This is a genomic window from Halomonas sp. McH1-25, assembly GCF_022348165.1.
Lineage (GTDB): Bacteria > Pseudomonadota > Gammaproteobacteria > Pseudomonadales > Halomonadaceae > Modicisalibacter.
The window spans coordinates 18,844-44,980 of the sequence record NZ_JAKRFI010000006.1 but is presented as its reverse complement, the minus strand read 5'-3'; the positions used below and the strand labels follow the sequence as shown (position 1 = coordinate 44,980).

General features: G+C 56.6%; 22 protein-coding genes, 1 tRNA gene and 1 pseudogene. 17 read left to right on the top strand and 7 right to left on the bottom strand.

The features are described from left to right. Positions 1 to 9: 9 nt before the first annotated feature. From MHM84_RS15180 to MHM84_RS15170, 3 genes are read right to left on the bottom strand one after another with little or no spacing between them, the layout of a single operon-like run. Positions 10 to 516 (bottom strand): TRAP transporter small permease, encoded by a 507-nt coding sequence (locus MHM84_RS15180; protein WP_239267202.1) that lies wholly within the window; start codon positions 514 to 516, stop codon positions 10 to 12. Then, entirely contained in the window at positions 513 to 1,151 is a 639-nt protein-coding gene (locus tag MHM84_RS15175; protein ID WP_239267201.1) for a TetR/AcrR family transcriptional regulator, read from the bottom strand. Before MHM84_RS15175 ends, MHM84_RS15180 begins: the two co-directional genes overlap by 4 nt. Positions 1,152 to 1,210: 59 nt before the next feature. Further along, entirely contained in the window at positions 1,211 to 2,314 is a 1,104-nt protein-coding gene (locus tag MHM84_RS15170) for a C4-dicarboxylate TRAP transporter substrate-binding protein (protein WP_239267393.1), read from the bottom strand. On the opposite strand from MHM84_RS15170, the gene MHM84_RS21480 reads away from it, so the two are divergent. The 3 genes from MHM84_RS21480 (at position 2,256) to MHM84_RS15160 (ending at position 3,535) form a co-directional block, all read left to right on the top strand. After that, positions 2,256 to 2,390: a hypothetical protein gene (locus MHM84_RS21480; RefSeq protein ID WP_275445818.1), complete on the top strand. Its 135-nt coding sequence runs from the start codon at positions 2,256 to 2,258 to the stop codon at positions 2,388 to 2,390. The two genes, MHM84_RS15170 and MHM84_RS21480, sit on opposite strands and share 59 nt — an antisense overlap. A 114-nt stretch (positions 2,391 to 2,504) precedes the next feature. Continuing rightward, on the top strand, positions 2,505 to 3,224 hold the full coding sequence (locus tag MHM84_RS15165) for an AzlC family ABC transporter permease (RefSeq protein WP_239267200.1): 720 nt from the start codon (positions 2,505 to 2,507) through the stop codon (positions 3,222 to 3,224). Then, entirely contained in the window at positions 3,224 to 3,535 is a 312-nt protein-coding gene (locus MHM84_RS15160) for an AzlD domain-containing protein (RefSeq protein WP_239267199.1), read from the top strand. Before MHM84_RS15165 ends, MHM84_RS15160 begins: the two co-directional genes overlap by 1 nt. A 290-nt stretch (positions 3,536 to 3,825) precedes the next feature. On the opposite strand, the pseudogene MHM84_RS15155 reads toward MHM84_RS15160, so the two are convergent. Beyond that, positions 3,826 to 4,638: pseudogene (locus MHM84_RS15155) on the bottom strand (GGDEF domain-containing protein); the annotation flags it as partial. Between the two features lie 452 nt (positions 4,639 to 5,090). On the opposite strand from MHM84_RS15155, the gene MHM84_RS15150 reads away from it, so the two are divergent. From MHM84_RS15150 to MHM84_RS15085, 14 genes are all read left to right on the top strand, one after another. Beyond that, positions 5,091 to 6,353, top strand: coding sequence for an ATP-binding protein (locus tag MHM84_RS15150; protein ID WP_239267197.1), 1,263 nt, complete (start codon positions 5,091 to 5,093; stop codon positions 6,351 to 6,353). Then, complete coding sequence (locus MHM84_RS21585) at positions 6,326 to 7,018, top strand: response regulator transcription factor (protein WP_343218293.1); 693 nt, start codon at positions 6,326 to 6,328, stop codon at positions 7,016 to 7,018. Before MHM84_RS15150 ends, MHM84_RS21585 begins: the two co-directional genes overlap by 28 nt. A gap of 113 nt (positions 7,019 to 7,131) precedes the next feature. After that, positions 7,132 to 10,752, top strand: coding sequence for an EAL domain-containing protein (locus MHM84_RS15140; RefSeq protein ID WP_239267195.1), 3,621 nt, complete (start codon positions 7,132 to 7,134; stop codon positions 10,750 to 10,752). 312 nt (positions 10,753 to 11,064) lie between these two features. Next, positions 11,065 to 12,975 (top strand): methyl-accepting chemotaxis protein, encoded by a 1,911-nt coding sequence (locus tag MHM84_RS15135; RefSeq protein ID WP_239267194.1) that lies wholly within the window; start codon positions 11,065 to 11,067, stop codon positions 12,973 to 12,975. A gap of 23 nt (positions 12,976 to 12,998) precedes the next feature. After that, positions 12,999 to 14,540 carry a chemotaxis protein CheW gene (locus tag MHM84_RS15130; RefSeq protein WP_239267193.1) on the top strand — a complete coding sequence of 514 codons (1,542 nt, stop codon included), beginning with the start codon at positions 12,999 to 13,001 and terminating at the stop codon, positions 14,538 to 14,540. 17 nt (positions 14,541 to 14,557) lie between these two features. After that, the gene (gene cheB / locus MHM84_RS15125) at positions 14,558 to 15,688 is read left to right on the top strand and encodes a chemotaxis-specific protein-glutamate methyltransferase CheB (RefSeq protein WP_239267192.1); all 1,131 of its coding nucleotides are present in this window, start codon (positions 14,558 to 14,560) and stop codon (positions 15,686 to 15,688) included. After that, on the top strand, positions 15,660 to 16,283 hold the full coding sequence (locus tag MHM84_RS15120) for a HEAT repeat domain-containing protein (protein WP_239267191.1): 624 nt from the start codon (positions 15,660 to 15,662) through the stop codon (positions 16,281 to 16,283). Before cheB ends, MHM84_RS15120 begins: the two co-directional genes overlap by 29 nt. After that, a complete protein-coding gene (locus MHM84_RS15115; RefSeq protein ID WP_239267190.1) occupies positions 16,280 to 17,140 on the top strand; it encodes a protein-glutamate O-methyltransferase CheR in 861 nt (286 codons plus the stop codon). The genes MHM84_RS15120 and MHM84_RS15115 overlap by 4 nt, the downstream gene beginning before the upstream one ends. Beyond that, positions 17,137 to 17,508, top strand: coding sequence for a response regulator (locus tag MHM84_RS15110; RefSeq protein ID WP_239267189.1), 372 nt, complete (start codon positions 17,137 to 17,139; stop codon positions 17,506 to 17,508). The genes MHM84_RS15115 and MHM84_RS15110 overlap by 4 nt, the downstream gene beginning before the upstream one ends. Next, positions 17,505 to 19,949 (top strand): chemotaxis protein CheA, encoded by a 2,445-nt coding sequence (locus MHM84_RS15105; protein ID WP_239267188.1) that lies wholly within the window; start codon positions 17,505 to 17,507, stop codon positions 19,947 to 19,949. Before MHM84_RS15110 ends, MHM84_RS15105 begins: the two co-directional genes overlap by 4 nt. Beyond that, positions 19,946 to 20,182 carry a hypothetical protein gene (locus MHM84_RS15100; RefSeq protein ID WP_239267187.1) on the top strand — a complete coding sequence of 79 codons (237 nt, stop codon included), beginning with the start codon at positions 19,946 to 19,948 and terminating at the stop codon, positions 20,180 to 20,182. The genes MHM84_RS15105 and MHM84_RS15100 overlap by 4 nt, the downstream gene beginning before the upstream one ends. A gap of 8 nt (positions 20,183 to 20,190) precedes the next feature. Continuing rightward, on the top strand, positions 20,191 to 20,565 hold the full coding sequence (locus tag MHM84_RS15095) for a response regulator (RefSeq protein ID WP_239267186.1): 375 nt from the start codon (positions 20,191 to 20,193) through the stop codon (positions 20,563 to 20,565). A 239-nt stretch (positions 20,566 to 20,804) separates the two neighbouring features. Then, positions 20,805 to 21,788 (top strand): methyl-accepting chemotaxis protein, encoded by a 984-nt coding sequence (locus MHM84_RS15090; RefSeq protein WP_239267185.1) that lies wholly within the window; start codon positions 20,805 to 20,807, stop codon positions 21,786 to 21,788. 802 nt (positions 21,789 to 22,590) lie between these two features. Then, positions 22,591 to 22,669: transfer RNA gene (locus MHM84_RS15085), tRNA-OTHER, on the top strand. 330 nt (positions 22,670 to 22,999) lie between these two features. On the opposite strand, the gene MHM84_RS15080 is transcribed toward MHM84_RS15085, so the two are convergent. From MHM84_RS15080 to MHM84_RS15070, 3 genes are read right to left on the bottom strand one after another with little or no spacing between them, the layout of a single operon-like run. Next, entirely contained in the window at positions 23,000 to 23,917 is a 918-nt protein-coding gene (locus MHM84_RS15080) for an amidohydrolase family protein (protein WP_239267184.1), read from the bottom strand. After that, positions 23,914 to 24,810 carry an NAD(P)-dependent oxidoreductase gene (locus MHM84_RS15075; protein WP_239267183.1) on the bottom strand — a complete coding sequence of 299 codons (897 nt, stop codon included), beginning with the start codon at positions 24,808 to 24,810 and terminating at the stop codon, positions 23,914 to 23,916. Before MHM84_RS15075 ends, MHM84_RS15080 begins: the two co-directional genes overlap by 4 nt. 49 nt (positions 24,811 to 24,859) lie before the next feature. Beyond that, positions 24,860 to 26,134: a TRAP transporter large permease gene (locus MHM84_RS15070; protein WP_239267182.1), complete on the bottom strand. Its 1,275-nt coding sequence runs from the start codon at positions 26,132 to 26,134 to the stop codon at positions 24,860 to 24,862. Positions 26,135 to 26,137: the final 3 nt, after the last annotated feature.

The following is a 26,137-nucleotide window of genomic DNA, read 5'->3' as shown; positions in this document are numbered from 1 at the left end:
GACGAACTCCTAAAGCGCTTGGCGAAGTCGAAGGGCCTTGGCAAGGTTGGCGAGAATGGCCAGGCACATGGCGGCGAAACCGACAGGAAGTGCCCAGCGGCTGGGCCACAGGTAGAACGTGAAGTTCGCCATGGCAGTCTCCAGTCGGTTCGTGGCGCGTATGGCGTCCAGCAGGCTTTGGTAACCCAGCAGGCCGAAGTACACCAGGCCGAGCAGGCCGGCAAAAAGGTACAGAGCCAGCTGGATACGTGCCGAGAAGCGTCCGACCAGGACATCCACACTGATATGCTCGCGTTTCAGCTCGACATAGGCGAGGGGCAGGAACACCACACCGACCATGTAGTAGAAGGAGACGATTTCCAGCGTGCCGGGAAAGGAGTTGCCGATGATGAAGCGCAGGACTACATCCACGGTGATATGCAGAGCCATCAGCACGAGAAACACCGCCGCCAGGACGAGAGCCAGCTTGCTGATCCAGGCGCTAATGTTTTCCAGAAAGGAAGGGCGAGAAGTCATGTCACCTGTCTCCCATTGTCCTTTGCCGGTTGGCGGCTGGTGAAGCCAGCCTCGATCAGGGTCCGCTTCCAGAACAGAAGCATGTCTCGGTAAAGTGCGGGATCGTCACGCCAGATGCTCTGCGCGCCCATGCCACGCATCATGCACAACGTGGCATTCAGCGCCACGCGGTTCTCGTGGGTGCTGTGACGGGTGTTGGACTGCAGGTGTTCCCAGATGCTCTCCAGTGACTCGTTGAAGCGTGCGGCTAGCGGTATCAGCACTTCCTTGATCGAATCGTCGGTTCGGGCAGTCGTCAGATACTCCAGTGTGACCATGAACAAATCACCCTTGAAATGTTCATGGAGCGTATCCAGCAGCGTATCGAAGTCCAGCGTGCCGGCACGGACTCGCTCTGCCATGTCGCGAACGCTTTCTACTTCGCGACTCAGCAAGTCTTCCAGGGCTGCACGCATCAAGGATTCTTTGGTCGGGTAATGGTGCAGCAGCGCACCTCGAGACACTTCCGCTCGCTTGGCGACATCGGTCGTGGACGTGGCGCGGATGCCCTTGTTGAGAATGCACGCCAGCGTGCCTTTCATTATCCGTGCCTGTGTCTGGCGGGAGCGCTCTTCTTGTGTCTGACGCTGAGTCATCTGATACCTCATCGGCGCGGGGGCCGCCTTCGGCGGTCCCCAGGGTTAACCAGACGGTGTCAGTAAACGCCGTAGTCTGCCGGCAGCTTGTCATAGATTTCGCGCATCGCCAGTTCGGCGAGGGCTTTCTCATCCGTCCGGTCGACGTTGCCGACCAGTTCGACCCACTTGTCATAGGTCGCAAGGAAGTCATCGATGACCGCTTCAGAATTCGTGAGACCGTACTTATCACGTGCGGTATCGTAGATATTGGTCAGTGCCTTTTCACGGAAGGCCTCGACGGACGCCATGAGATCCTCGCCGGGCTCATAGACGTTATTGCCTTTGGCCTTGGCCTCTTCAAGGGCGGCATCGGCTGTGCCAAGGTACTGAACGATCATGCGAGTCATGGCCTGGGCGGTGGCCTGCTTGAAGACGTCGCGCTGCTCATCGCTCAGCCCCGCCCAGAACTCAGGATTGAATCCCCACTGAGGACCAGACCAGTACATGCCTGTTGGCAGTAACGTGGTATGTTCGGCGACCTCCCAGAGCGATCGGTCAATCAGGTCGTTGGCGGCATTCGAGGCACAGTCCAGCGATCCACGATCCAGGCCACTGTACATCTCGCTGGAAGGCACATTGACGGGGATGCCGCCAGCCTCTTCGACCCATGCCGAGACTGTCGAGCCTGCTGTCCGGATCCGTTTTCCTTGCAGCTCTTCCAAGGTTCGCACCGGCTCACGGCAGAACAGTACATAAGGCGGCGTATTGTAGGCGCCCAGGTACACGACCCCCACGTCTTTCCATTCCTGGAGCTGGGTCGGATTGTTCAGGCTGAAGTCCGTGACTGCCAGAATCCCGATGAGCGGGTCATCGAAGTTAAAGCCAAGCTCTTGCACCGCATTGGCGACGGGCAATTCGGAAGGGGTATAAACGGCGGCATGGTGAGCGACCTGGACGACATTGTCGCGAATCCCTTGCAGGCTGGCCCGAGGAGCCAAGAGGACGGTCCCTGTGTATACATCGGGCTGCAGCTCACCGCCAGACAGTTCTCGGACCTTCTCTGCCCACTCGATATATCCATACTTCGAGTGGGGGTGCTGCTGATCATAGAACGAGTTAGCAATGAAGGAAGTGGCAGCAGACGCGGGGATGGCGAGAATGGGCAAGGCGAGCGCAGCCATTCCCAATGCCAGCTTACTGGGCTTGCAGATCATTATTGTCTCCAGTGCCGTGACGGTCGGCGATTATTGCTGTTAGATACCTGTCACTTAGGGGGCGAACTTGTTCTAAACCCCAATTTCGAGCCTAATGGACAGATAATTAAAAAACAAGCGAGCTTGTTTGTTTTTAGTCTTTCGTAGGGGAAGAATCATGGACCGCAATGCTGAGCCAGCCAGGCTGAATGTTTCTGGTACCTGGAGAGGAATGCGCCAGATGCTGCCACTGGCAGGCTTCACGGTAGTGTTTGGTCTGGCCTTTGGCGTCGCTGCTACCAATAACGGAATGGCAGGCTGGGAGGCGATGCTGATGAGTGCTTTCATGTTCGCGGCTCCATCACAGTTTGCGGCGCTTGAGCTCTGGCAATCACCGCTGCCGCTGCTGGCCATGGCGACCACGACACTCGCTATTCATACCCGGCATATCTTGATGAGCGCTGCCTTGCATCCTTGGTTATATACATTGCCCAAGCGTCAGCGGTTTGCCGTGATCGGATTACTCACCGACTCCAACTGGGCGATGTCGCTCAGTGCCTACCAACATGGTGAGCGCAATGTTGGTGTATTACTGGGCGGAGGACTGGCGCTCTGGGCTGCCTGGGTCATCGGTACCGGCATGGGATTGGTGTGGGGGGAGGGCATTGCCGAACCCCGGCGCTACGGGTTGGATGTCATCATGCTGTGTTTCCTGCTTGTGATGGTCATAGGCGCTGGGCCTCGTAACTCGCTCTATGTACCTTGGTTGGCAGCTGCGGTGAGCGCCATGCTGGCGTACTGGTATTTGCCGCCTTACTTGCATGTGATGGTAGGTGCGCTCACGGGAGGGCTAGTTGCTGTCGTTCAACGGCCGAGTTCTGCTTCAGGAGAACGTTGATGGCTCCAATCACGACGACGCAATCACTAGCTGCCATTGGACTTCTGGTGCTAATTGCTTACTTTTCCAGGGCGGCTGGCTTGCTCATCATGGCCCGTATCCCGGTTGGGCCGCAGGCAAGGCGTTTCGTGGATGCCATGTCGAGCTCGGTACTGATCGCCGTAATTACGCCGTTGGTCATCGAGGGGGACGGAGGTGCCCGTCTCGCTGCAATAGTGGCCGGCCTCGTCATCTTGTGTCTGCGCCGGCCATTACTGGCAATAGGGATGGGCATGGGATCTGCCTCCCTTTGGCGGCTGTGGCTAGCGTAGACGCGTTGCAACAAACTGGGGATTCGTTCTGCCTGGGATCTGCGTAACACCGATCCCAAGCGCATCCGCCGCAAGTTTTTTGTCACACTCGAGCGTGCAGTGCCCGGGCTGCAGTTGATTCCTATATCGAGAAGAACGACGTCGACGAGCCCAGGCAACGCGTCATGGCTAGTCGATCGTTCGGCAGGCTGACCGGCAACAACCGCGAGACTCAGGAAGCCACTTGTCATCATTGTCAGCGCGGTGCCGAGAAGCTCCGTCTCAGCCCTAGGAGTAAAGTCCAGAAACCTTCACACAGAGGTCCCATTATCAACACAGTTGCGTCCGTTTCTTTTGCAGGCATAAAGGCGCTTATCGGCGGAATGATACATGGCCTGCCAATCTTGCCCGTCTCGGCCTAACTCAGCAATCCCGGCGCTTAGCGTTATGTTGAGAGTTGTTTCGCGATGAGTGATTGTTTTTTCCTCTAAAGCTTTTCTGATTTCCTCTGTTTTCCTTTTTGCGACACTAGCATCTGTGTTCTTTAAGATAATGGCGAATTCCTCGCCTCCGAATCGGTAAATTGAGTCCATACCTTGCATATGGTTTTTTAGTAGATTGGAGAGGGAAACAAGTGCTGCGTCGCCAGTATCGTGCCCGTGGTTGTTATTGATAAGCTTGAAATTATCAAGGTCGATGAGTGTTAAAGTTAAGGGCATGCCTGTAATGATTGCCTGGTTTTTTTCTATCTCAAAATCCTGTATTAGTTTCTCTCTGTTCCACAGTCCTGTGAGCGGGTCGAGGAAAACCTTTTCCATCAGAGTCTTGTCGGTTTTGAATTGACTGCGCGTGTAGAAGTGGCAAACAATAAAAATCCCAGCGACAGGAAAGAAGATATGCAGCATTAATATGCTGCCAAGCCGATAGGGCGCGAAGCTGGCTCCTATGTAATAAGCTATTATAGCTCCTATAAGAGCTACAAGGGTTGTTGGGAGTGCAAGGCGAGTGGGCAGGAGTAGATAAGAGCAAACTGGGATGATTGTAATACATGATGTAGTCCCAGGGTGAATGTCTGGCCGTGCCAGAGCAATCAATATATTGATAAATAACAGCGAGAGAAAAACTAGTGCAGCGTTTTCAAAAGAGGATTTTCAGCCCGGCCTTGGGATATCAATTGTAACCTACCTCAACATAGTCTATCTACCGTTCGGCTAAGACGTGTCAGCTATCATCCTTATCGGCAGGAATACCAAAACCTTTAGTGTTTTTTCATCTTTTTTCTGCCTCGCCGATAAAATATGATGGTAAATTACCCTGCGTGTATGATGGTGCACACCACCAACGAGGTAAAAGAGTGAAAAAAGCCCAGGTTCTTTGCCTTACTGAGCCATTGTCTTCTTCGATATGTGAGTAAATGGTTATGCAGTATCGCGTAATCGAGATAACCGCTCCCCCCAGCTCGGTTTATTGTTGTCATTTAGGTAGTATTGCAAAAAAATATAAAAATTCGATGTAAGCCGACGCGTACTGGGGAAATCCCTCTACTCATAAGCTGACCGGGCCTGGCACAGAAGTAATGTTGTCACTTATTAAAGATCATGCAAAAAAAATTGCTGAATCGTGGCATGTTCTGCATGGAGCACAACAAGCATCTACGTCAGGGAAGAGTAAGCAAGGCGATCATGCTTTATATCAGTCTGTCGAGAAGCCCTGTTCCAGCTTTTTTAAAGCTGGTCTGCTTCCGGCTTTTGTAATAAATGATAAATCTGTATATAGCCAACACCATGCCGCATTGCGTCGACAGGAAACTGCATACCAGAGTCTGGTAGATAACTTGCCACAAGGCCTGATTACTTTCTGCAAGTCACGTATTTCGAGTGCTAACCCGTCAGCTTGTTGCATGCTGGGCAACGTATCAGGGCAACAGCTGGCAACCCTTGATCTGTCACGGTTTGTTCCTCCATCTAACCAAGCGCGAGAGTTGGATCGCCTCCATGCGTTACAACAAGGGTTAATCAAGGGACAACAGGCACGTCTTTTAAAACTCAGGCGCCTAGACGGTAGCGAGTTCGACGCGGAGATTACAGAAGTGCTGGTGGAGGGTGACGACGGTCGAGACGTCCAGTGGCTGTTGCGTGATGTAACTCAGGACCAGATGATGCGGCTCGAATTGGAAGAGGCTAACAAACAATTGAAGTATCTCTCTCAGCGTCTCATCGAGATCCAGGAAGTCGAACGGCGACAGATTGCGCGTGATCTCCACGACGATATCGGCCAGCAATTGACAGGACTGAAACTTCACCTGCAACGGCTGATTCGCAAGCTCGACAATCAAGAAGCTATAGCGATCACGGACGGACTGGTTGAAGGAACCGACCAGGCATTGGCGAAAGTCCGTCGCTTGTCTTTATCGTTGCACCCGCTGCAGTTGGAGACCCTGGGCCTGGAAGCAGCACTTCGCTGGCATTTGTCTCACTTTCTTGAGGCGACGCCTACAGTTTGGGAACTTCAGATACAAGGACTTCTTGAAACGATATCACCTGCCAAGGCGGTCGCAGCTTTCAGAATCGTACAAGAAGCAGTGAACAACGCCACAAAACACGCCCAAGCGGACAATCTGCGGATCATGCTAAGTCGCGATGAAGATGGGCTACGGCTTGAAATATTGGATGACGGCTGTGGCTTCGACACCTCAGACGTTGCCCTTGGGACGCAAAGTCTGGGCTTGACCAGCATGCGGGAGCGAGTGGCCTCTCTGGGAGGCCATCTCACTATCAACAGTTTAGAGGGGATAGGGACACGTGTTACTGCGTGGTTGCCTTCCCAACGTGGGGCGTGAGTGAAGTGACTGGAGCAAAGCGGGTTGCGTTAGTTGACGATCACGTACTGGTAAGGGCAGGGCTCAAGGCGCTCGTGGAAGATCAACCAGGCCATGAAGTCGTGGCGGAGGGCAGCGATGGCAGAGAAGTAGAGGCGATCCTGAACGAAGCCAAGCCTGACATTCTGTTGCTGGATATCAACATGAAGCACTTGAGTGGCCTGGATGCCTTGCAGCAGATACGCACCCGATTTCCCGACGTACAAGTACTGATCTTGTCCATGCATGATACGCCCGACTACGTTCTAGCTGCACTCAGGTTGGGCGCACGTGGCTATTTATTGAAGGATGCCGCTGCTCAGGAGCTGGATCTGGCCTTGCAGGCACTAGCCAGAAACGAGTCCTACCTCAGCCCCGGTGTCGCCAAGACTGTCATTCAATCGGCCATTGTCGAGCCCTCGGCCCGCAGCAAGGTCAACACGCCTACGCTGACACCCCGGCAGACGGAAATACTCAGGCTCATTGCGCGAGGTTGCTCCACTAAGGATATCGGCCAGGGTCTGGGTATCAGCATGAAGACTGTGGAAACGCATCGCTCCCAGATCATGGATCGGCTCAACCTGCATGACATTCCGTCTCTGGTGCTTTACGCGGTTCGAGAGGGGCTGGTCAGCCCCGAGGACTGAGATCCTTTTACCGGTTAGGTGGTTCCTGCCCCGTTTCCTAGGGGAATTCCCGATAGATGGCCTTGGCCCGATACCGCAAACTAGGTTACTGGTCAAAAAAAAGTGAGCACTCTATGTCTGCGCCTCATGCCGATGATTTTCTGGAACGCTATCTGGCTCGGCATGCTGCCTTCCACTGCAGGTTTGATTTCATTCCTGCCTGGGTAGTATGGCTTGCGGCATTACTTGCACTGGTCGGGGGCTTGGCAAGTTTGCACCTAGGGCTGGGCATGGTCTCACTTGGCCTGTGCATGGGAGCCTTCGCCCTGGCTGGGGCTGTCGATACTAAGAACAGGGCTATAACCATCAGCCTACTGATGCTCAGCGTGGCTGGCTTGGTATGGCAAATGACTGAACCCCGGTTCGCTGGACTTTTAAGTGGACAACCACTGATGACTGGCCTCGGGATGTTGACCGGTCACCTGATCGGGCGGGTATATGCCTTGCGAAGTGCATTAGCTCGCTCGACAACGCGGAACCGGCTGTTGGCGCAGTTCAGCGACGTGATTCTTCACCTTGAGGATGGTTGCCTAAAGGAGATCGATCTGCAGGGCCGGTTAAAAAGCATGAATGTGGCTGGCCAGGCACTGATGGAGGTTTGTGACTTCGCACCGCTCCATGACAGCAACTGGTTGGAATTCTGGCCGGCTGATAGTCGCCGTGCAGTGAAACATGCTTTCGCTGAAGCCAGAGAGGGGAGGTCGGGGCGCTTCTCGGGGTTCTGTCCAACGCTGGCAGGGACTCCCAAATGGTGGGAGGTTCTGGTTGTACCCATCTTCGACTTGAAGGGCGAGGTCGAGTCGATTCTGGCATTGTCCTGGGACGTGTCAGATCTTCAGAATAGTTTTGAGAAGCTAAAGACAGCTAACCACACGTTCCAAGACCTGCTCGAAAGCCTCAATGACGGTTTTTTCTGCGTCGACAGGAAAGGACGCTTCCTGCAATTGAATAGCAAGGCTGAAGAGCTGCTCGGGCATAAAGCAGATGAACTGCTAGAAATGACTTTCCAGGAGGCGTTTCCGGATGCTTTGGTCGGCGACTTCGCGCTGGCCTCCTGTGATGTACTGGAATTCGGTATACCGCGGCACTTCGAGGCCTATTTCGAACCTTTAAAGAAGTGGTGCCGTGTTGATGCCTATCCCAAGCCGGAAGGTATCTACGTTTTCTTCAGTGATATTACCGCCCAGGTCAAGGCGCTGCAGCAAAGTCAGGCGGCTGAAACGCGGCTGCGCTTGACCCAGAAGGTTGCTGGCTTTGCTGATTGGCAGTTTGATCTGGCAACCAATGAATTGATTCTCTCTCAACAGGCAGCCTCGCTACTAGGCGTGGAGAGCTTAACGGCGGAATTCACGAAAGATAGTTGGCTGCGTCAAATGCATCCCGACGACCGCCTGGCCCTTGTTTCTGCGTTACTGGACTTGAACGAGGGCAAGACGTTCCTCAGCGTGCAAGCCCGTTTCCGCGATACAGCTCATGCCGACACATGGCGTGATTTCCAGCTCTTGGGCGAACTTTTGAAATCTCAGGCACATTCACAAGGCTTGTTAGTAGGTTGCATGCAGGATGTGTCAGTACAAAAGCAGCGCGAGCGTCGCCTCGTCGATGCAGAGGCCTATGCGAAGAGCGTCATTGATGCAGTGCCTCAGCCGTTCTGTGTCCTTGATGAAGCTGGAGACATCCTTTCTACGAACCAGGCATGGATAAACCACTTTCAACTCAACGATGACTTGCAGGCCTGGACAGGCATAGGCAGCAGTTACTTTGAGTTATGCAATAGGGCTTCCCTGCGTGGTGACTCTTCAGGCTCCGAACTCAGCAGTAGGATTGAGGCGTTGCTGAGTGGCACTGGGGACCCCTTCACACTGGAATACGTGGCCAATCTGGCTAAAGGGCAACAGATATTTCAGGTCAACGCACTGCCCATGGCGACCGAGCGCAGGCAATTTCTTGTCATGCATGAAGATATCACCCAGCAGCATGAATTGGTCGCAAAACTGCAAGCCAGCGAAACCCGCTTCCGGGAGATGGTGGAATACCTGCCGCATGTCTACTGGGTCTATGACGTCATCAAGAGCGGATTCAGCTATGTAAGCCCCGCGCTTGAGAAGATTTGGGACATGGCGCCGCATTACCTGTATGAAGATGTCGATGCCTGGCTTTATCTAGTCCATCCCGATGATAAGGCACAGGCGCTCGCGTTCCAGAATAATCTACTGACCCGGCATGAACCCGCTGAGGTTGAGTATCGAGCGCTGGATGCTAGTGGGCGAGTCTACTGGGTACGCAACCGGGCATTTCCTTTCTACGATGTTGATGGAAAGGCTGAGCGTATCGTGGGAATTGCCGAGGACGTTACCGAAGCGCGAACATACCGTGATCGGTTGGTCTCGTTGGAGCAACTTGATGCTATGAGTGGTCTGCCCAACGAGGTCCTGTTTTCCAGCCGGCTGGAAGTGCAGTGTGCCCAGGCGAAGCAGGCAAACCAGGAATTTTTACTGGTGTTGCTCAGTCTGGATCGTCTCAAGTGGGTCCGGCAATGTTTCGGCCAGCAGGTCAAGCAAGACTTGGTCGGCCAGATCACTTTGCGTCTTCAAACTGCCTTGAATGGTCGCGGCTATCTGGCGCGTATTTCCAGTGACGAGTTTGCTATCCTGCTCAGCCGAGAGGAAGACGTTACACACTACCCTGGCGTGGTCCAAGCGTTGCTGGACGAGTTCAAGCAGCACTTTACGCTAGGCGAGGAACTGGTCACATTGACGGCTTGTATCGGTGTGGCACGTTTCCCTGCAGACGGCGATAACGAAGAGGTTTTAATCAAGAGCGCCACGGCAGCGGCCTATACTGTGCAGCAGGCGGGGCTCTCAGGCTATCAATGCTTCACTCCCGGTCTGCTGCAAAGTAATAGGGACGCGTTGCGTTTAGAGACAGAGCTACATCGTGGCTTGGAAAAGCAGGAATTCGTTCTTTACTACCAGCCGAAGCTTGATCTGCATTCACAGCGAATCTGTGGCGCTGAAGCACTGATCCGTTGGAACCATCCGGTTCATGGGCTCGTAAGCCCGCTGCGCTTTGTCCCTCTGCTTGAACAGTCCGGACTGATCGTTCAGGTTGGGCTATGGTGCATTCATCAGGCGCTGTCTCAGCTCGCTCTCTGGCAGAGGCAGCAATCGGATGGTTTCGTCGTGGCAGTCAACCTATCGCTCAAGCAATTACAGCCGGGCCTAGTCGGACAGGTGGAAAGCGCGCTGCAGCGCTATGGCATCGCTGCAGAGTGCCTGGAACTGGAGTTGACCGAGTCGATCATGCATGAAGCTGGCAAGACTGTCGAAATCATTAGTGAACTCAAGGCCTTGGGGGTAAGAATTGCCGTTGACGACTTTGGCACAGGCTACTCTACGTTGAGCTCCATCAGGTCGTTCGTGCCGAATACGGTCAAGATCGACCGCTGTTTCTTACGCGATTTGGAGAGCAGTCCATCGGACGTAACGATCGTGCGCAGCGTGATCGAAATGGCGCATTCGCTGGGCATGGTCGTTGTGGCGGAAGGTGTCGAAACACACGAGCAGAAGCGGTTGCTTGAGGAGCTCAAATGTGACCAGGTCCAAGGCTATCTGCTTAGCCCGCCTATCCCCCCCGATACCTTCCAGGAAGGCTTTCTGACATCGACAGAGCCCACGTTTCAAACGTCAGAATAGTTCGTCTCCCAACGTTCCAGCCTTGGCCAAAAAGACGCTTGGCTAGGCTTGCCCCCAATAGCCAGGCTTTTCGCCTGGCTATTTTGTCACTAGACCCCCTCAGGGTTTCCCCTAGGGGACTTCCTGAGTCGCTATCGGGGTTTGCCTGATAGTTCCGGTTTTCCCTCTCCGCTTAAATGGCTCTGTCGCGGAAGACAGGCGACCCGAAGCGTTTTTTGCCTACTAGACAACCCAGGCGCTTTGGCGTGAGCGCTCCAGCTCTCAGCTGCATCCACCTTTTTCGTCACACCTAGTCCGTCTTGAGGAAACCTTATGGCCCTGGTGAAAAAACCTGCCACGACTTCCGCGTCATCAGATACCGTCGTGTCCCGCTCCGTCGCCCGCGATGCCGAGGTGCAACGCAAGCGCGCCCGCACATTGGCCAAGCAGCAACAGGCTGCCGAGCGGATTGCTGCGGCTTCCGCCCAACTTTCCACTGGCGTGAACGAAGCGGCTGCCGCATCGGAAGAGCTCAAGCGGGCATCCGACCAGATCGCAAGCGGGGCCGAGGAAGCGTCCGGTGCTGCCCAGCAGTCGCTGCGTGCCTTCGATATCGTTGGTAAATCCATCGAGCTTCAGCAGCAGAGTGCCTCCGTGGCTCAGGTGAAGTCCGAGGCCATGCAGAACCTGGCAGCCACCATCAATAATGATGTTTCTGCGCTGATCACCAATATCGGTGTCGCGGCCGAACGTCAGGCGGGATCAGTGGATCGGGTGGCAGAACTCAAGCAGCAGGCTGCCAACATTGGCGAGATCGTCAAGGCCGTGGGTCGTATCGCCGATCAGACTAACCTGCTGGCCCTGAACGCCGCCATCGAGGCCGCGCGTGCGGGCAAACATGGTAAGGGCTTTGCCGTCGTTGCCGATGAAGTGCGCACGCTGGCAGAAACCTCCGAGAAGAGCGCCAAGCAGATCTCCGACATGGTCGGCAAGATTCAGCACGATGTCGAAAACATCGCTCAGGGTATCAACCAATCTGCCGAAACCATCCAGAGCGAAGTGGAGAAAGGATCCACGATCACCGCCCAGCTCGAACAGATCCGCCTGGACTGCATCGAGATCGTCAACGGGGCACAGGATATCGCGGCTGGTGCAGTACAGAGCAGTACCGCTGCCCAGCAGGCCCTGCGCGGTGCAGAAGCGATTGCTTCCGCTGCCGAACAGCAATCCGCTGCCGCCGAAGAATCCGCCAAGACGGTCGAAGAGCAGTCCCAAGCCTTGGCCGAGTGCGAACAAGCGGCACAGAGCCTCTCCGAGTTGGCCGAAGAGTTGAAGACCTCCACCGATATCGGCAAGAGCGCCGAGGAGGTTGCCTCGGCTGCCGAGGAGCTTTCTTCCGCAGTGCAGGAAATCAACCGCGCCTCCAGCCAGATCGCCACAGTCATCGATCAGATCCGCCAGGGTGCCCAGACCCAGGCCGCCGCAACCGAGGAATCGGCGGCTGCCGTCAATCAGATCGAGACAGGCCTGGACGTCGCCCAGTCGCGTGCCAGCGTCAGCCTGGAAAAAGCTACGGCGATCAAGACGTTGATGGAGACCAACAAGGGCAACATTGATGCCCTGGTGCGTGGGGTCACCACATCGATTGAAGCGACCCGGGTCAGCCTTGCCCAGATCAAGGAGCTGGAACTGGTGTCGCGGCGTATCGACAAGATCGTCGATGCCATCACCACCGTTTCCATCCAGACCAACATGCTGGCCGTCAACGGTTCCATCGAAGCAGCGCGTGCCGGCGAGTTCGGTAAGGGCTTCGTGGTCGTCGCTACCGATATCCGCAACCTGGCCCACGACTCTGCCGAGAACGCTGACCGTATCAAGGATCTGGTGAAAGCGGTGCAGGACCAAATCGGTGTGGTGGGTCGGGATCTTGAGGAGATCATCAGCGCTGCTTTGGCCGAAGCGCAGAAGGCGACAGTCATCACCTTGAACCTGGATAGCATGAACGAGGACATCACCAGTGTGGAAACTGGCTCGTCGGACATTCTGAAGTCCGCCGAGGAAATCAGTGCCAGCATTGCCCAGGTCAAGGCCGGCATCGAACAGATTTCTTCCGCTGCCCAAGAGGCCGAGCAGGCCGCTCAGGAAGCCGCCGCTGCTTCCAAGCAACAGTCCCAGGGTGCCGAGGAGCTGTCTACGGCCATAGAAGAGATCGCGTCACTGGCTGACGAGCTGCAGAGTGCATGAGGCCTGAGACAAAGGTGAACGACATGAGCCAAGAAACCGTGCCGAACTCCCCTGTCGTGGGCGACGAGGGAGACGATGACTCCCTCGGGCAGGTGCAGCAGTACGTGACCTTTACGGTCGGCAAGGAAGTGTTCGCCGTCGAGATGCTGCCGGTCCAGGAGATCATTCGGGTGCCCGAGGTCGTGCGTGTGCCGCTGACCCCGCCGGCGCTCAATGGACTGGCCAACCTGCGTGGCAATGTACTGCCGATTATCTGCCTGCGCACGCTGTTCCAACTCGAACCTCGCGAGGCGGACGATGCGACCCGAGCCATTGTCCTCAACCTGGGGCAGCCGCTGGGCTTCGTGGTGGATCGGGTAGCCAGCGTGATCATGGTCGAGGATGAGCAGATCGAGCCGGTCAGCAACGTCCAGACGACGATTGATACTCAGCTTCTCACCGGCCTGCTCAAGCAGGTCGGTGGTCACGAGCTGGTCATGATCATCGATTTCGCATCGCTGATTCGCGACAGCTTCAGCGAGAACAGCCTGCTGCAGCGTATGACCAATAGCGCAGGGCCTATGGCCCTGCTGGGGGATGAAGCCGAAGACGAGGCCAGCGATGAACTGCAACTGGTCAGCTTCAGTGTGGCCGGGCAGGAATATGCCATCGCTATCGAAGACGTGCAGGAAATCGTCCAGGTTCCTGCCGATATCGTCTCCGTACCCAAGTCGGCCTCCCATGTCCGTGGTGTCATGACCCTGCGCCAGCGTCTACTGCCTCTGGTATCGCTGCGCGAGATGTTCCAGTTGCCGGGCCAGGCGACCGATGAGCGCAGTCGCATTCTAGTGGTCAGCCTGTCGGGTGTGTCGGTGGGCATCATTCTCGACAGCGTCAACGAGGTGCTGCGTGTGCCGGCCAACCTGCTTGAGGCGATGCCGCCGATGCTCGCGCGTGACCAGGCCATGGCGGAAATTACCGGCCTGTGCCGGTTGCAGGAAGGCAAACGACTGGTCTCGGTGGTCTCTGCCGAACGCTTGCTGAATCACCAGGCCGTGCAAAAGGCCCTGACGACGACAACAAAGGAGCCCGGCATGGACGAAGAGTTGCTGGACCAGGCTGAAAATGACGATGAAGAACAGCTGGTTGTGTTCCGTCTGGGGAACGAGGAGTACGGCGTTCCGATCGACAGCGTGCAGGAAATCGTTCGAGTCCCCGAAAACCTGACCCATGTGCCCAAAGCGCCACCCTTTGTCGAAGGCGTAATGAACCTGCGTGGTGTCGTGCTGCCGGTGATCGATCAGCGCCGCCGCTTCGGGCTGCCGCGCATCGAGGCCAATGACCGCCAGCGCATCATGGTGTTCGTTATCAAGAACCTGCGCACGGGTTTTATCGTCGACTCGGTGGCCGAGGTCCTCAAAATCTCGCGCACACTGATCGAACCGGCCCCGGTGCTTTCCAGCGAGCAGCAGCGGCTGTTTGGACGTGTCGCCAACCTGCCTGCCCAGAAGCGCATGATTCAGCTGGTCGAGCCACGTCAGATTCTCGCTGACCGGGAGCTGGACGCCCTGTCCAGCGTGGCCTGAGTCTGGGGGCTGCCGTCATGATCCGTCTACTTATTGTCGATGATTCCGCCTTGATGCGCCGTCACTTGCAACAGGTTTTCGAGGCCGAGGGGGACTTCGACCTCGAAGTGGCGCGCAATGGTGTCGAAGCCATTGAGCTGGCAAGAGCATTCGATCCCGACGTCATTACCCTGGACATCAACATGCCAGAGATGGACGGGCTGACCGCCCTGTCCATGCTCATGGCCGAACAGCCACGATCCGTCGTGATGTTCTCGTCCCTCACCGAGCAGGGCGCCATTGCCTCCCTGGAGGCAATGGCGCTCGGGGCGGTCGATTTCTTCCCCAAGCCCGGCGGTACGATCTCGCTGAATATCGACCAGGTGCGTGAGGCGCTAGTTGCCAAAGTGCGCGCTGCGGCAACCGCACACGTAAAAACTAAGAAATCACGGTTAACGAACACCAAGGACTCCCAGCCCAGCCAGGCCTCCCGGTCCGACATGCTGGCCCCAGCCTCGCTTGCCTGTATCGATGAGGCAGGCGAAGGACTGGTGCTGATCGGCTCATCGACCGGTGGCCCGCGAACGCTGGAAGACGTACTGGTGCCGCTGCCGGCCAATTATCCCTATCCGATTGTCGTCGCCCAGCATATGCCGGCCAATTTCACGCGTGCGTTTGCCGAGCGGGTAAACAACCTGGCGGCGTTGGAAGTGGTCGAGGCCAGCCGGCCCATGCCGCTGGAAGCGGGGCGCGTCTACATCGGCATGGGCGGCAGCGACGTGTGCATCAGCCGACGGGCGGGGAAACCCTATGTCCTGCCCAAGCCCGAATCAGCCAGCTATCTGTGGCATCCCTCGGTCAGCCTGTTGGTGGAAACCGCCCTGCAGCATTATCCGGCCAAGCAGTTGACCGGAGTCATGTTGACCGGGATGGGACACGACGGCGCGGAGGAAATGACCGAGCTGAAACGCCGCGGCGGTCGTACGCTGGCTGAGTCGAAGGAATCCGCGGTGGTATTCGGCATGCCTGCGGAGTTGATCCGTCGAGGCGGTGCCAGCGACATCCTGCCCGCTACCGACATCGCCGCGACCCTGATTCAGTGGTGCGCCCATAAATCCCCATACTTGAAAGGGCAACGCCATGGCTCTGCTTCGCAACACGTCCACTGACATCCGGCAAGAAATACCGGCAGAAGATGCCGCCTCGCTACTCGCGAAGCTATGGGACGAAAGTGCCACGACACGTCGCCTGGTGGCTCGTGATCTGGCACGTTTTCCTGAAGCGAGCCACAGATTGGCAGAACGTCTCGAGGAGGAATCCGATAGCTCTGTTCGCGAGGCCATCATCACCAGTCTTGCCGCGCTGGCGGATATCACCGCCGTCACGGCGCTGATCGATTGCCTGCACAGCGAAGATGCTGCCCTGCGTAATGACGCGATTGAAGGACTGAAGACGGCAGGGGGACTGTACCCCTCACTCATTCAGGAAGCCTTGCAGGATGGTGATCCGGACGTGCGGATTCTCGCTATCGGTGTCCTCGAATCGCTCCGTCACCCCGACGTAGAACAGTGGCTGATCGATCTCCTGGACCACGATGCCCACCTTAATGTATGTGCCTGCGCCGTGGACTTGCTGTGTGAAATCGGCAGTGGGCGCGCCATTCCGGCATTGGAGCGTTGCAGTGAGCGATTTCCCAACGAGGAGTACCTGCATTTTGCGGTAGGCCTGGCGATCCAGCGTCTGCAAGGGGAGGGCACGCTGTGACGGTGAATGTGAAAAAAGCGCTCGCCATCAGCCAGGAGGATTTCGTCAAGTTCCGCGAATTCTTCTATCGCAAGACCGGCATTCAGTTCGAGGATTCGAAGCGCTACTTCGTGGACAAGCGGTTGATCGAGCGCATCGAGGCGACTGGCGCGGAGAACTTTCGCGATTACTTCATCAACCTGCGCTTCCAGTCGTCGAGCGACGAGTTGCAGCAGTTGGTCAACGTGATGACGGTAAACGAGACCTACTTCTTCCGTGAAGAGTACCAGCTCAAGTGCCTGGTCAATCACATGCTGGAAGATGTGGTGAGACGCAAGCGCGATACATCGCCGATTCGAATCTGGTCCATGCCGTCCTCTTCGGGAGAAGAACCGTACTCCATTGCCATGTACCTGCTGGAAAATTGGAAGGGCATCAATGAATGGGACGTTGAGCTGATCGCCTCGGATATCGATACGGCTATCCTCGATCGCGCCCGGAGAGGCATCTATAGCCCACGCTCGGTGCACAACCTGCCGTCGGCCCTGCTGGAGAAGCACTTTCGCCCCTTGGCGAGTGGGGATTACCAGATCAGCGACGAGTTGCGCCAGAGCGTGGAGTTTTCCCGGGTCAATCTGATGAGTGCGACCGATGTCAGACAATATCGCGGTTTCGACGTCATCTTCTGCCGCAATTTATTGATCTATTTCGATGATCTGTCGCGTCGTCAGGCTGCCGACACCTTTTTCGATGCTCTGAATCCTGGTGGGATGATTTGCCTTGGCCATTCTGAGTCCATGAGCCGGATCTCCTCGCTATTTGTCGTACGCAAGTTTCCTGATGCGATTGTTTACCAGAAGCCGCTGGAGGGCCGATGAAACGAATTCTGATCGTCGATGATGCGGCCACTGTGCGGCTATTCAATCGGCAAATTCTCGAGAAAGCCGGCTATGAGGTCGATGAAGCCATCAATGGCATCGAAGCTTTGGAGAGGAGCCTGTTAACGACTTACGACCTCTACCTGGTGGATGTCAATATGCCTCTGCAGGACGGTTTCAGCTTCTTGAGCAATCTGCGTGCCCAGGCGATCACCCAGGCGCCGGCCGTGATCATCAGTACCGAAGCCGGTGAACAGGACCGCCTCCAGGCTTGGGAAGCCGGAGCGAATTTTTATCTGATCAAGCCGGTCAAGCCGGATGTCCTGCTGCAACTGGTCGACATGCTGACCGGGGAGGATGACCAGTGAGCCCGCTGCTTCAGCAATTCCTCCAGGAGAGCCGCGAAGCACTGGAGTCGATCGGTAATACCCTACTGACCATGGAGCGCAATCCTGGGGATCTTGCCTCTCTGGATGAGCTTTTCCGCCTGGTCCATACCCTCAAGGGCAACTCGGGGCTGTTTGATTTCCCAGCGCTGACCAGTGTGCTGCATGCTGCCGAAGACGTCATGGACAGCGTGCGTACGGGAGCCCTGACCTTCAATCAGACCCTGGCCGACCAGCTGCTGGACACCGCGGATTACGTCAATGCCTTTCTGGATGAAGTGGAGCGCCGGGAACAGCCGGGCGACGCTTTCCAGATGCCGCCTCAGGAGCTGATCACGGGGCTGCGTCATTGGCTGGCGCCGACGTCGACACCCGAGTCGGATGTTTCGGCTGAAGATATCAGCCCATGGGTTCCCAGCCTGCTGAATGAATTGCCTGAAGAGGTGGCTCAGCAGTTGGACGATGCCCTGCGCGACGGTCAGAGCGTCTACGCCGTTGACTACCGACCGGCCAGTGAATGCTTCTTTCAAGGGACGGATCCACTGCATCTGGTTCGTCAGTTGGATGGCGTGCTGTGGCGACGCGTTACGCCGTGCCAGCCCTGGCCGCCACTGGGAGAGCTGGATGCCTACGAGTGCAGGCTACGCTTCGAATTTTTAGTTTTGAGTAGCGAAAGCCAGCTGAACGAGCACTTCCGCTATGTTTCGGACCAGGTTGCCTATCAAGCGGTCACATCAGCGCCACGCGAGCCTGACGAAAAGCGGTCAGTTCCGCTCCGAACCGCTAATGCATTAACTATCGTTCTGACCGGCATCGAGCCATTGGCCCTGGACATTATCCGCACGCAACAGGCGGCGCTGCTCGCCTGTCTGGGCCAGCCGTGGCTGAGCGGGCAGCAGGCCGCCATTATTCGCACGCTTCGCAGTGTACTGTCGCGTCAGGCAAGTCCCGAGGCGTTTCTTACCCTCAAGCACGTAACGGAACAGGCTCAGGCGCACTCCAGCGCCGAACCGATACTGAACTGGTTGACAGAACAGTTCGACGCTCTTGCAGAGCTGAAGCTTGGATTAGCGCAAGACAAGAACACTTGCGAGACCGAATCCGCGGCGCTGTCAGCAAGCTCGGGGGAAGCCCAGGCCAACGTATCTGTTGCGGCTCCCGCTATGGCAGCAACAGCGGAGCGTCCCAATGCATCAGTGGACCGGACAGCGACCCGGCGTCAGGACGAGGCAGTTACCAGCGCTACGCCAAAGGTGCTCAAGATCGAGCAGGAGAAAATCGATCGGTTGATGAATCTGATCGGCGAGATTGTGGTCGCCAAGAATGGCTTGCCCTACCTGGCGGAGCGCGCTGAGAGTCAGTATGCCCAGCGTGAACTGGCCCGTGAGATCAAGGCCCAGTACGCGGTGGTAAATCGTATCGCCGAAGACCTGCAGGACGCCATCATGCAGGTGCGGATGATGCCCGTGTCCTTTGTACTCCAGCGCTTCCCGCGCCTGGTCAGGGATATTTCCCGCAAGCTGGGCAAGAAGGTCAACCTGGTCCTGGAAGGCGAGGACACGGAAGCCGACAAGTCGATGATCGAAGCCTTGGCCGACCCGCTGGTCCACATTATCCGCAATGCTCTGGATCATGGCCTGGAACTGCCCGATGAGCGAGTCGACGCTGGCAAGCCGGACGTCGGCACCCTGCGTATCCGCGCCAGCCAGAATGCCGACCATGTCATGATCACCATCGAGGACGATGGGCGAGGCATCGACCCGCAGAAGATCAAGTCGAAGGTGGCCAGCAAGGCGCTGGTTGATGTTGCCAGCCTGGAGGCCATGGGTGATCAGGAACTGATCAATCTAGTCTTCCTTCCCGGCTTCTCGACGGCTGAACAGATTTCGGACCTGTCCGGCCGTGGGGTCGGCATGGATGTGGTGCGCTCGGGCATCGAGAAGGTCGGTGGCCAACTACGCCTGGCCAGCCAGCCCGGCAAGGGCACCCAGCTTAGCCTGTCATTGCCGCTGAGCATGGCTGTCACGCAGGTCATGGTCATCGAGTCTGCCGGCCAGCGCTTCGGTATTCCCATGGATCAGGTGATGGAGACCGTGCGGCTTCCCCAGCAGGCCATTCACACCATCAAGCAACAACCGACAGCTCAGTTGCGTGGGCGCACCATCCCGCTGAAAAGCCTCAATCAGCTACTGGCTTGCGACATGGAGCAGCTGGTCAACGATGACGATGAGTATGCGCTGATGGTGCTGCGTAGCCGTGGGGAACTGGTAGGCCTGTTGATAGACGACTTCCATGGCTCCAACGACATCATTCTCAAGCCCATGGTAGGCATTCTTGGCGAACTCTCTGGTTACTCCGGTACTGCCGTCATGGGCGACGGCTCCATCCTGATGATCCTCAACCCCACGGAGCTTTTCGAATGAGCATGACGTTTACCTCAGACGTGGCGGTGATGGCTGGCCAAGTGACGGTGGAGGAGGCCGAGGAGCTGCTTGAATGGCTGGTCAAGCACCCGTCGGCCAGCGTCGATATGCAGGCGCTGGAGCATCTTCACGCTGCCAATCTGCAAGTTCTGATGGCCGCCAGGGCACGTATCGCCCACTGGCCTGAGGATACTGATACCCGACTGTGGCTTCAGGCCGCACTGAATAGCTAGGAGATTCCATGAGCAAGAACATCATGATCGTCGACGATTCCGCCACCATGCTGATGAGCCTGCGCAGCAGCCTGGAAATGTCCGGGTTTCGTGTCGAAGCTGCCACTGACGGCATGCAGGCAATGGACCGGCTTAAGGGCGGCTACAAGCCAGACCTGATCATTACCGATATCAACATGCCGAACATGGGCGGGCTGGAGCTGATCGGCAAGGCGCGCGCCTTGCCCGGTATGCGCTTCACTCCCATTCTTGCGCTGACCACAGAGAGCCAGCAGGAGAAACGTGACGAGGCAAAGCGCAATGGTGCAACAGGCTGGTTGGTAAAGCCGATCAACTCCGCTGATTTATTGGGCGTGATCAAGCAGGTACTGCCTGGCGTCTAGGAGGCGACATGAAACTTCCCACTTTATCGCGCGCAATTGTCCTGCCGCTGACCATTGTGCTTCTAGGGCTCAGCTCACCGGCTTGGACGGCTTGGCTGGCTGGCCTGCCTGTACTCCTCTGTATGGGTCTAATGGGGCTCCTTTCGGCGGGGCCTGCCTGGCTGGTTTGGCGGCGCTTGACGAAGGCCGGGCCTTTCTGGTCCAGGCTAGTCTTGCCTGAACATGACCAAGCCGGATTAATGGAAAAAGTGAACGGCCTGGTTGCTGCCGTCCCTGGGCTCGGCCGAGTCGTTCAACGTAACTTGAGGGAAGTCAGCGAGGAGACGGAGCGAAACGTCCTTGGGGCTATCGAGCATCTCAACCATATTCACCGGACGAGCCAGAGCCTGCGCAATGAGATCGAGCAAGGCGTCAGTTGCGTACAAGACCTCTCGACTGAGGCGCGCGCGCATCAGGCAAGCAATGAGCAGACCTTGGGCATGCTCGAGGCGTTCGAGCATGAGCGCAAGGAGAGCCTGCGCAGTGACATCGAGCGCCTGAAAGGGCTTTACAAGAACTTTGAAGCGACCAAGCCGTTCATCGAAATGATCAGCGGCATTGCCAAACAGATCAATCTGGTGGCGCTCAATGCTGCGATTGAGGCGGCTCGTGCAGGTGAATCGGGCCGGGCGTTCTCGGTAGTCGCTGGCGAAGTGCGTAGTCTTTCCGCCCGTACCGCCGAAGCGGCTCACTCCCTCTCCACTACCATCGAAACGCTGACGTCCCGGTTCGAGGAGGAGTGCCAGGCTGCCCAGGAGCGGCAGAACGACATGCAGGTTCGTAGTAGTCTGGATCAGGTGAGGGCGGAGTTATCATCGATGGTGAACTATCTCGTGAGCGCCTCCGACTCGCTGGGCAACATGGTGGGCAATGTCGAGGGAATCAGCCGGGAAATCAATCAGGACGTGCTTGACGTGCTCGCCAGCATGCAGTTCCAGGATCCCTTGCGTCAGCGCTTGGCCCAGAGTAGTGAAATGCTCGACACGCTCGGGGAGGTCATGCAGGTCTACGAGCAGGAGATAACCACTCGCGAGGGCAAACTCGCTGAGCTACCTGACCTGGACCAGCGTATGCAGATGCATCTGAACAGTTACGTGACCTACTCCCAGCACAAGGGGCACTTGGAAGAGACGGGGCGTGCCCAGGAAGTCAAGGAAGAAGGCCTTAAGATTGAACTGTTTTGAGCGATATGTTTCGACTCTCCCAGTTTGTTAACTCAGCTAAGCCTAGATAGCCTGAAGGCTTCGAGCATCAAGGCCGGCTACATATAGCCGGCCTTGGTTACCTACGTTGCACCCAAGCCTAACTGTACAACCGACTGGCTGCGCAGTATCTGAGGCGAGACCGACCACACCGCGACCGGATAACACGGACCCTGTTATCTCTGCTAGGACTGCTATTTGGCAAGCCATGGCCCTCCATTAATTGGTGCCATTCCTGCTGGCATAGAGAGGGGAGTGAACGATCAGTAAGCGTTTGCCCTGGCTTTCGAGCAATTTACCTAGAGCATGCGCTTCTTTTCCAGCAGACCGCCGAGGCTGAGCCCGATGAATCCCAGCGAAATGATCCACATCATCCCTTGCAAGTCACCCCGGCTAAGCAGGCTATCCACTGGCTCGAATCCTGCCAGTGGATGGTGGTTATGCTGCCCGCTAAGGGGCTGGCTAGGAGAAGACACTGAGCCTGGAGGCCGATACCTAAGTGTATCTGGTTGCGGATTGGTTGCTGATTACACGTAATCAGAGTGACAAGTGCATGATGCGGGAAATAGTAACTTATTGTTTCGCTTATAAAATCGCATTGCAGACGCGATCCTTACATTAGCAAAATTGCACTAATAATCCCCTTGTTTCTGGAGCGAGGTGGAGCTTGGACAGATGGTACGGTTAGCTATTCTGGTCGCAGATCAGGCGCGACCGCTCCGATCTACGCAAATGGGAAAGCTGTAAGAGGATGGTTTAAAAGGGAAGTGCCGTAGCAAGCGCGGCCGTGAATTATCTCGAAAACGGATTCAAAATCCGCCGCTAGCGATAGCGTGTCGGTTCGAGTCCGACCATCGGCACCACTTCCCAATCAGTAAGTTAGCGTCATCCCTTTCTTCGTTCGTTTCTAGCTTCTTCCACTTGTCTGTCTATAAAGTGTCTAGGCACTTTCAGCGCGAATTTGATGACGCCAGTCAAGTGGTCCGGCGACAGGCGCATATAGTGGCTCGTCACGATCAGGCTCGAATGGTCCAGTAGATCCCCTTACCGTCGTCATGTTTTCTCCGACTTGAGCCAGCAGACTCGCATAGCTGTGCCGCAAGTCATGAAGGCGCAGGTCGGGCCGGTTTATATCGCGCTTTCGCAGCGACAAATAGTGAACACTGTACGTCGCTCTGTCCTCTTCCATGGGCTCAGCCGGCTGCAGGGAGATCGATGCGGTAGAAGTGTCGGGCGTTATCATGGAATAGCTTGAGTCTTTCCGCCTCGCTGAAAGAGTCAGTGATGGTCATGAAACCATCGAAGAGGGTGGCGAAAGAAGCGACCAAGCTATCGACTGGGAAATTGCTGGCAAACATACAGCGTTCCACGCCGAAACAGTCGATCGTCTCAAGCACGACGCGTCGATTCAGTTCCACCGTCCAGGGGGAGCCGGGAACGCCGATGCCGGAGATTTTCACCGCCACGTTGGGTTGCTGCGCCACTGCCGACATGGCGTGGCGCCACCCGCGCAGCCCTGCCTCGCTACGATCCGCAGGAAGCCCGGTGTGATTGATGATAATCTGGATGTCGGGATGGCTCGCGGCGAGGTCGGCCGCTTCATGGAAGTGCCACCATGGACACTGCAGGTCGAAAGAGAGGCCATGGGCGGCTAGCCGGGCGAAGCCGCGGCGCCAGGTCGGGTCGCCCATGGATCCCGGGGCGCCGGTCTCTACCTTATTGGGCGATGGCGCGGCGCGGGGCTTATGGCGAATGCCGCGCGTTCGTGAATAGGCGCAGTGAGCCGCCAGTACGTCATCGACATCCGGCTGATCGAGGCGTGCCTGGGCCACCATCACGCTGGGTAGCCCATCTCGTTCGGCCAGTTCATGGACCCAGCGGGTTTCCTGCACTGGCGTTGCAGGGTCCCACTCCGTCTCGATGAAGACCGACCCGACCACTCGATAGCTCCCCGTATCGCGCCGGTAATCCTCGGGCAGGTAGTTGCGCCGGATGGCGCTGTAATCGCCATAGCGAAACGGAATCATCGGCTCGTCACAGAGCCATGGTAGGTAGTTACGCTCCAGGTCCCAGAAGTGCTGGTGCGCATCGATGATGGGCAGTGACGTCATGACGAGCGCTCCGGCGTGACACCTTCCAGAAGTGAGACGATAGCGGCGCCATCCAGCTCTCCCTTACCCTGAGAAACCAGCATGCTATAGAGGGAGTTGGCGGTACTTGCCATTGGCATGGAAACATTCAAGGCATTGGCGGCATCCTGCAGCATATGCAGATCCTTGAGAATTTGCCGGGCGTAGCCACGCGGTTCGAAGTCGTTCTCGACCATGCGGGGCAGAAGGTCGTTGAGCAGATTGCTGCCAGCATAGCCCGAGGAGAGGGCGGCGGGGATCTTGCTGACATCGATACCGAAACGGTTACCGAGGTTACAGGCTTCGGCGATCACGCAGTAGTTGGAGAGTACCAGCGCCTGGTTGATCAGCTTAGTTGCTTGTCCTGCACCGACCTCACCCATTCTGGTAAATTGCCCAAGGGTGGCCATCAGGGGTTGGATAGCGTCGATGGTAGTTTGGTCACCACCGGCCATTATGGCCAGGCGCCCATCGGCAGCCGCGCCGGGACCACCGGATACCGGGGCGTCAACGAATCGTATGCCCCTTCGCTCCAGCAAGGCCTGGGCTATACGCTTGGTGCTCTCGAGCTCTGTCGTAGAGTGGTCGACCACGATCTTGCCTTGGCTTTGGGTGGCCTCGGCAATGCCACCCTCACCAAGGACGACCGCCTCTACGGCAGTCGTGGAGATCACGCACAGTTGGATGATGTCGGCACGCTCGGCGACCTTGGCCGGCGACTCGGCAATGTCGACACCGTTGGCCTTGGCGGCCTGGCAACAGGCGTCGTCGATGTCGTAGCCGATGACCGAATAGCCACTCTCGATGAGGCGTGAGGTGAAGCCGGCTCCCATCTTGCCGAGGCCGATGAAACCGATAATTGGCTTGTTTGTCATTTTTACTTCTCCTTCGTGCAAGGGTAGCCACTGGTCGAGTCCAAGCGGCTTAGCGCAGGAAGCCTGGCAGCCACAGCACTAGATCAGTTGAGAATGTAATGATGGCCAGAGTGGTCAGCAGGGGGATGTAAAAAGGCATCAACGCTTTCAAGAGCTGACGCAGTGAAACTTGGGCGATCGATGATACGAGAAACAAGGACAGACCCATTGGTGGGGTCAGCAACCCGATCATCAGGTTGAAGATGGCAACGATACCCAGATGTACCGGGTCGACGCCCGCAAGTACCATGGGGGGCGCCACGATAGGCACGATCAAAAGGGTCGCAGTGGTCGAATCAAGGAAGATGCCAGCGATAAAGAATATCAGGTTGGCGATGAGCAGCAGCATCAGTGGGTCTTGGGATATCTGCAGTATGAATGCAGCAAACTGCTGGGGAATCTGCTCGACGGACAAAATCCAGCCAAACATCGAGGCTGCAGCCACTATGATCAGTATCGCACTCGTCGTCTTCAATGTGGCCATCATCGAGCTTATCAAGTGTGGCCAAGTCAGTTCTCTGTAGAAAAGTGAACTGACCAACAGCACATAGGCAGCGGTAACAGCTGCGGCTTCCGTCGGGGTGAACAGGCCTAATAGCATGCCCGAGATCATCAGCACGGGGGCCAGAAGCGCCGGCAGGGCGGGTAAGAACGACTGATACAGCTCCCTGGCCGTAGGTAATCTCGGGGCGCGAGGCATGTCATATTTAATAGCCAGAATTGCCGCGGTGATCATGAGCAGTACCGTGCAGATCAAAGCCGGAACGATCCCGGCGAGAAGTAGCTGCACAATGGAGACGCTCGTGACGGATCCATAGACTATCAACGGAATGCTGGGGGGGAATATTGGCCCCACGACGGCCGATGAAGCCGTGACCGCTGCGGAGAAGGGAGCCCCATATCCCTGTTTCTTCATAGCTTCGATTTCTATCTTGCCCAGCCCGCCCACATCGGCAAGGGATGCACCTGACATGCCCGAGAATATCAAGCTCGAAAAAATGTTGACCTGTGCCAGTCCCCCGGGGGCCCTGCCAACCAGTGTATTGGCGAAATGGAAAATTCGGTCGGTGATGCCGGACTGGTTCATCAAGTTCCCGACAAATATAAAGATGGGCACGGCAACCAACGGAAAACTATCGAGAGAATAGGTGATACGCTGACCGAGAAGCCCTACTGGAAACCCTTCGATGAGAACATAGACCACGGAAGGGATCAGGATGGCATAAACGACAGGGAATCCTAATAAAAAAAATACTAAGAAAAATGCCAGTATCATGAAGCCCATTTT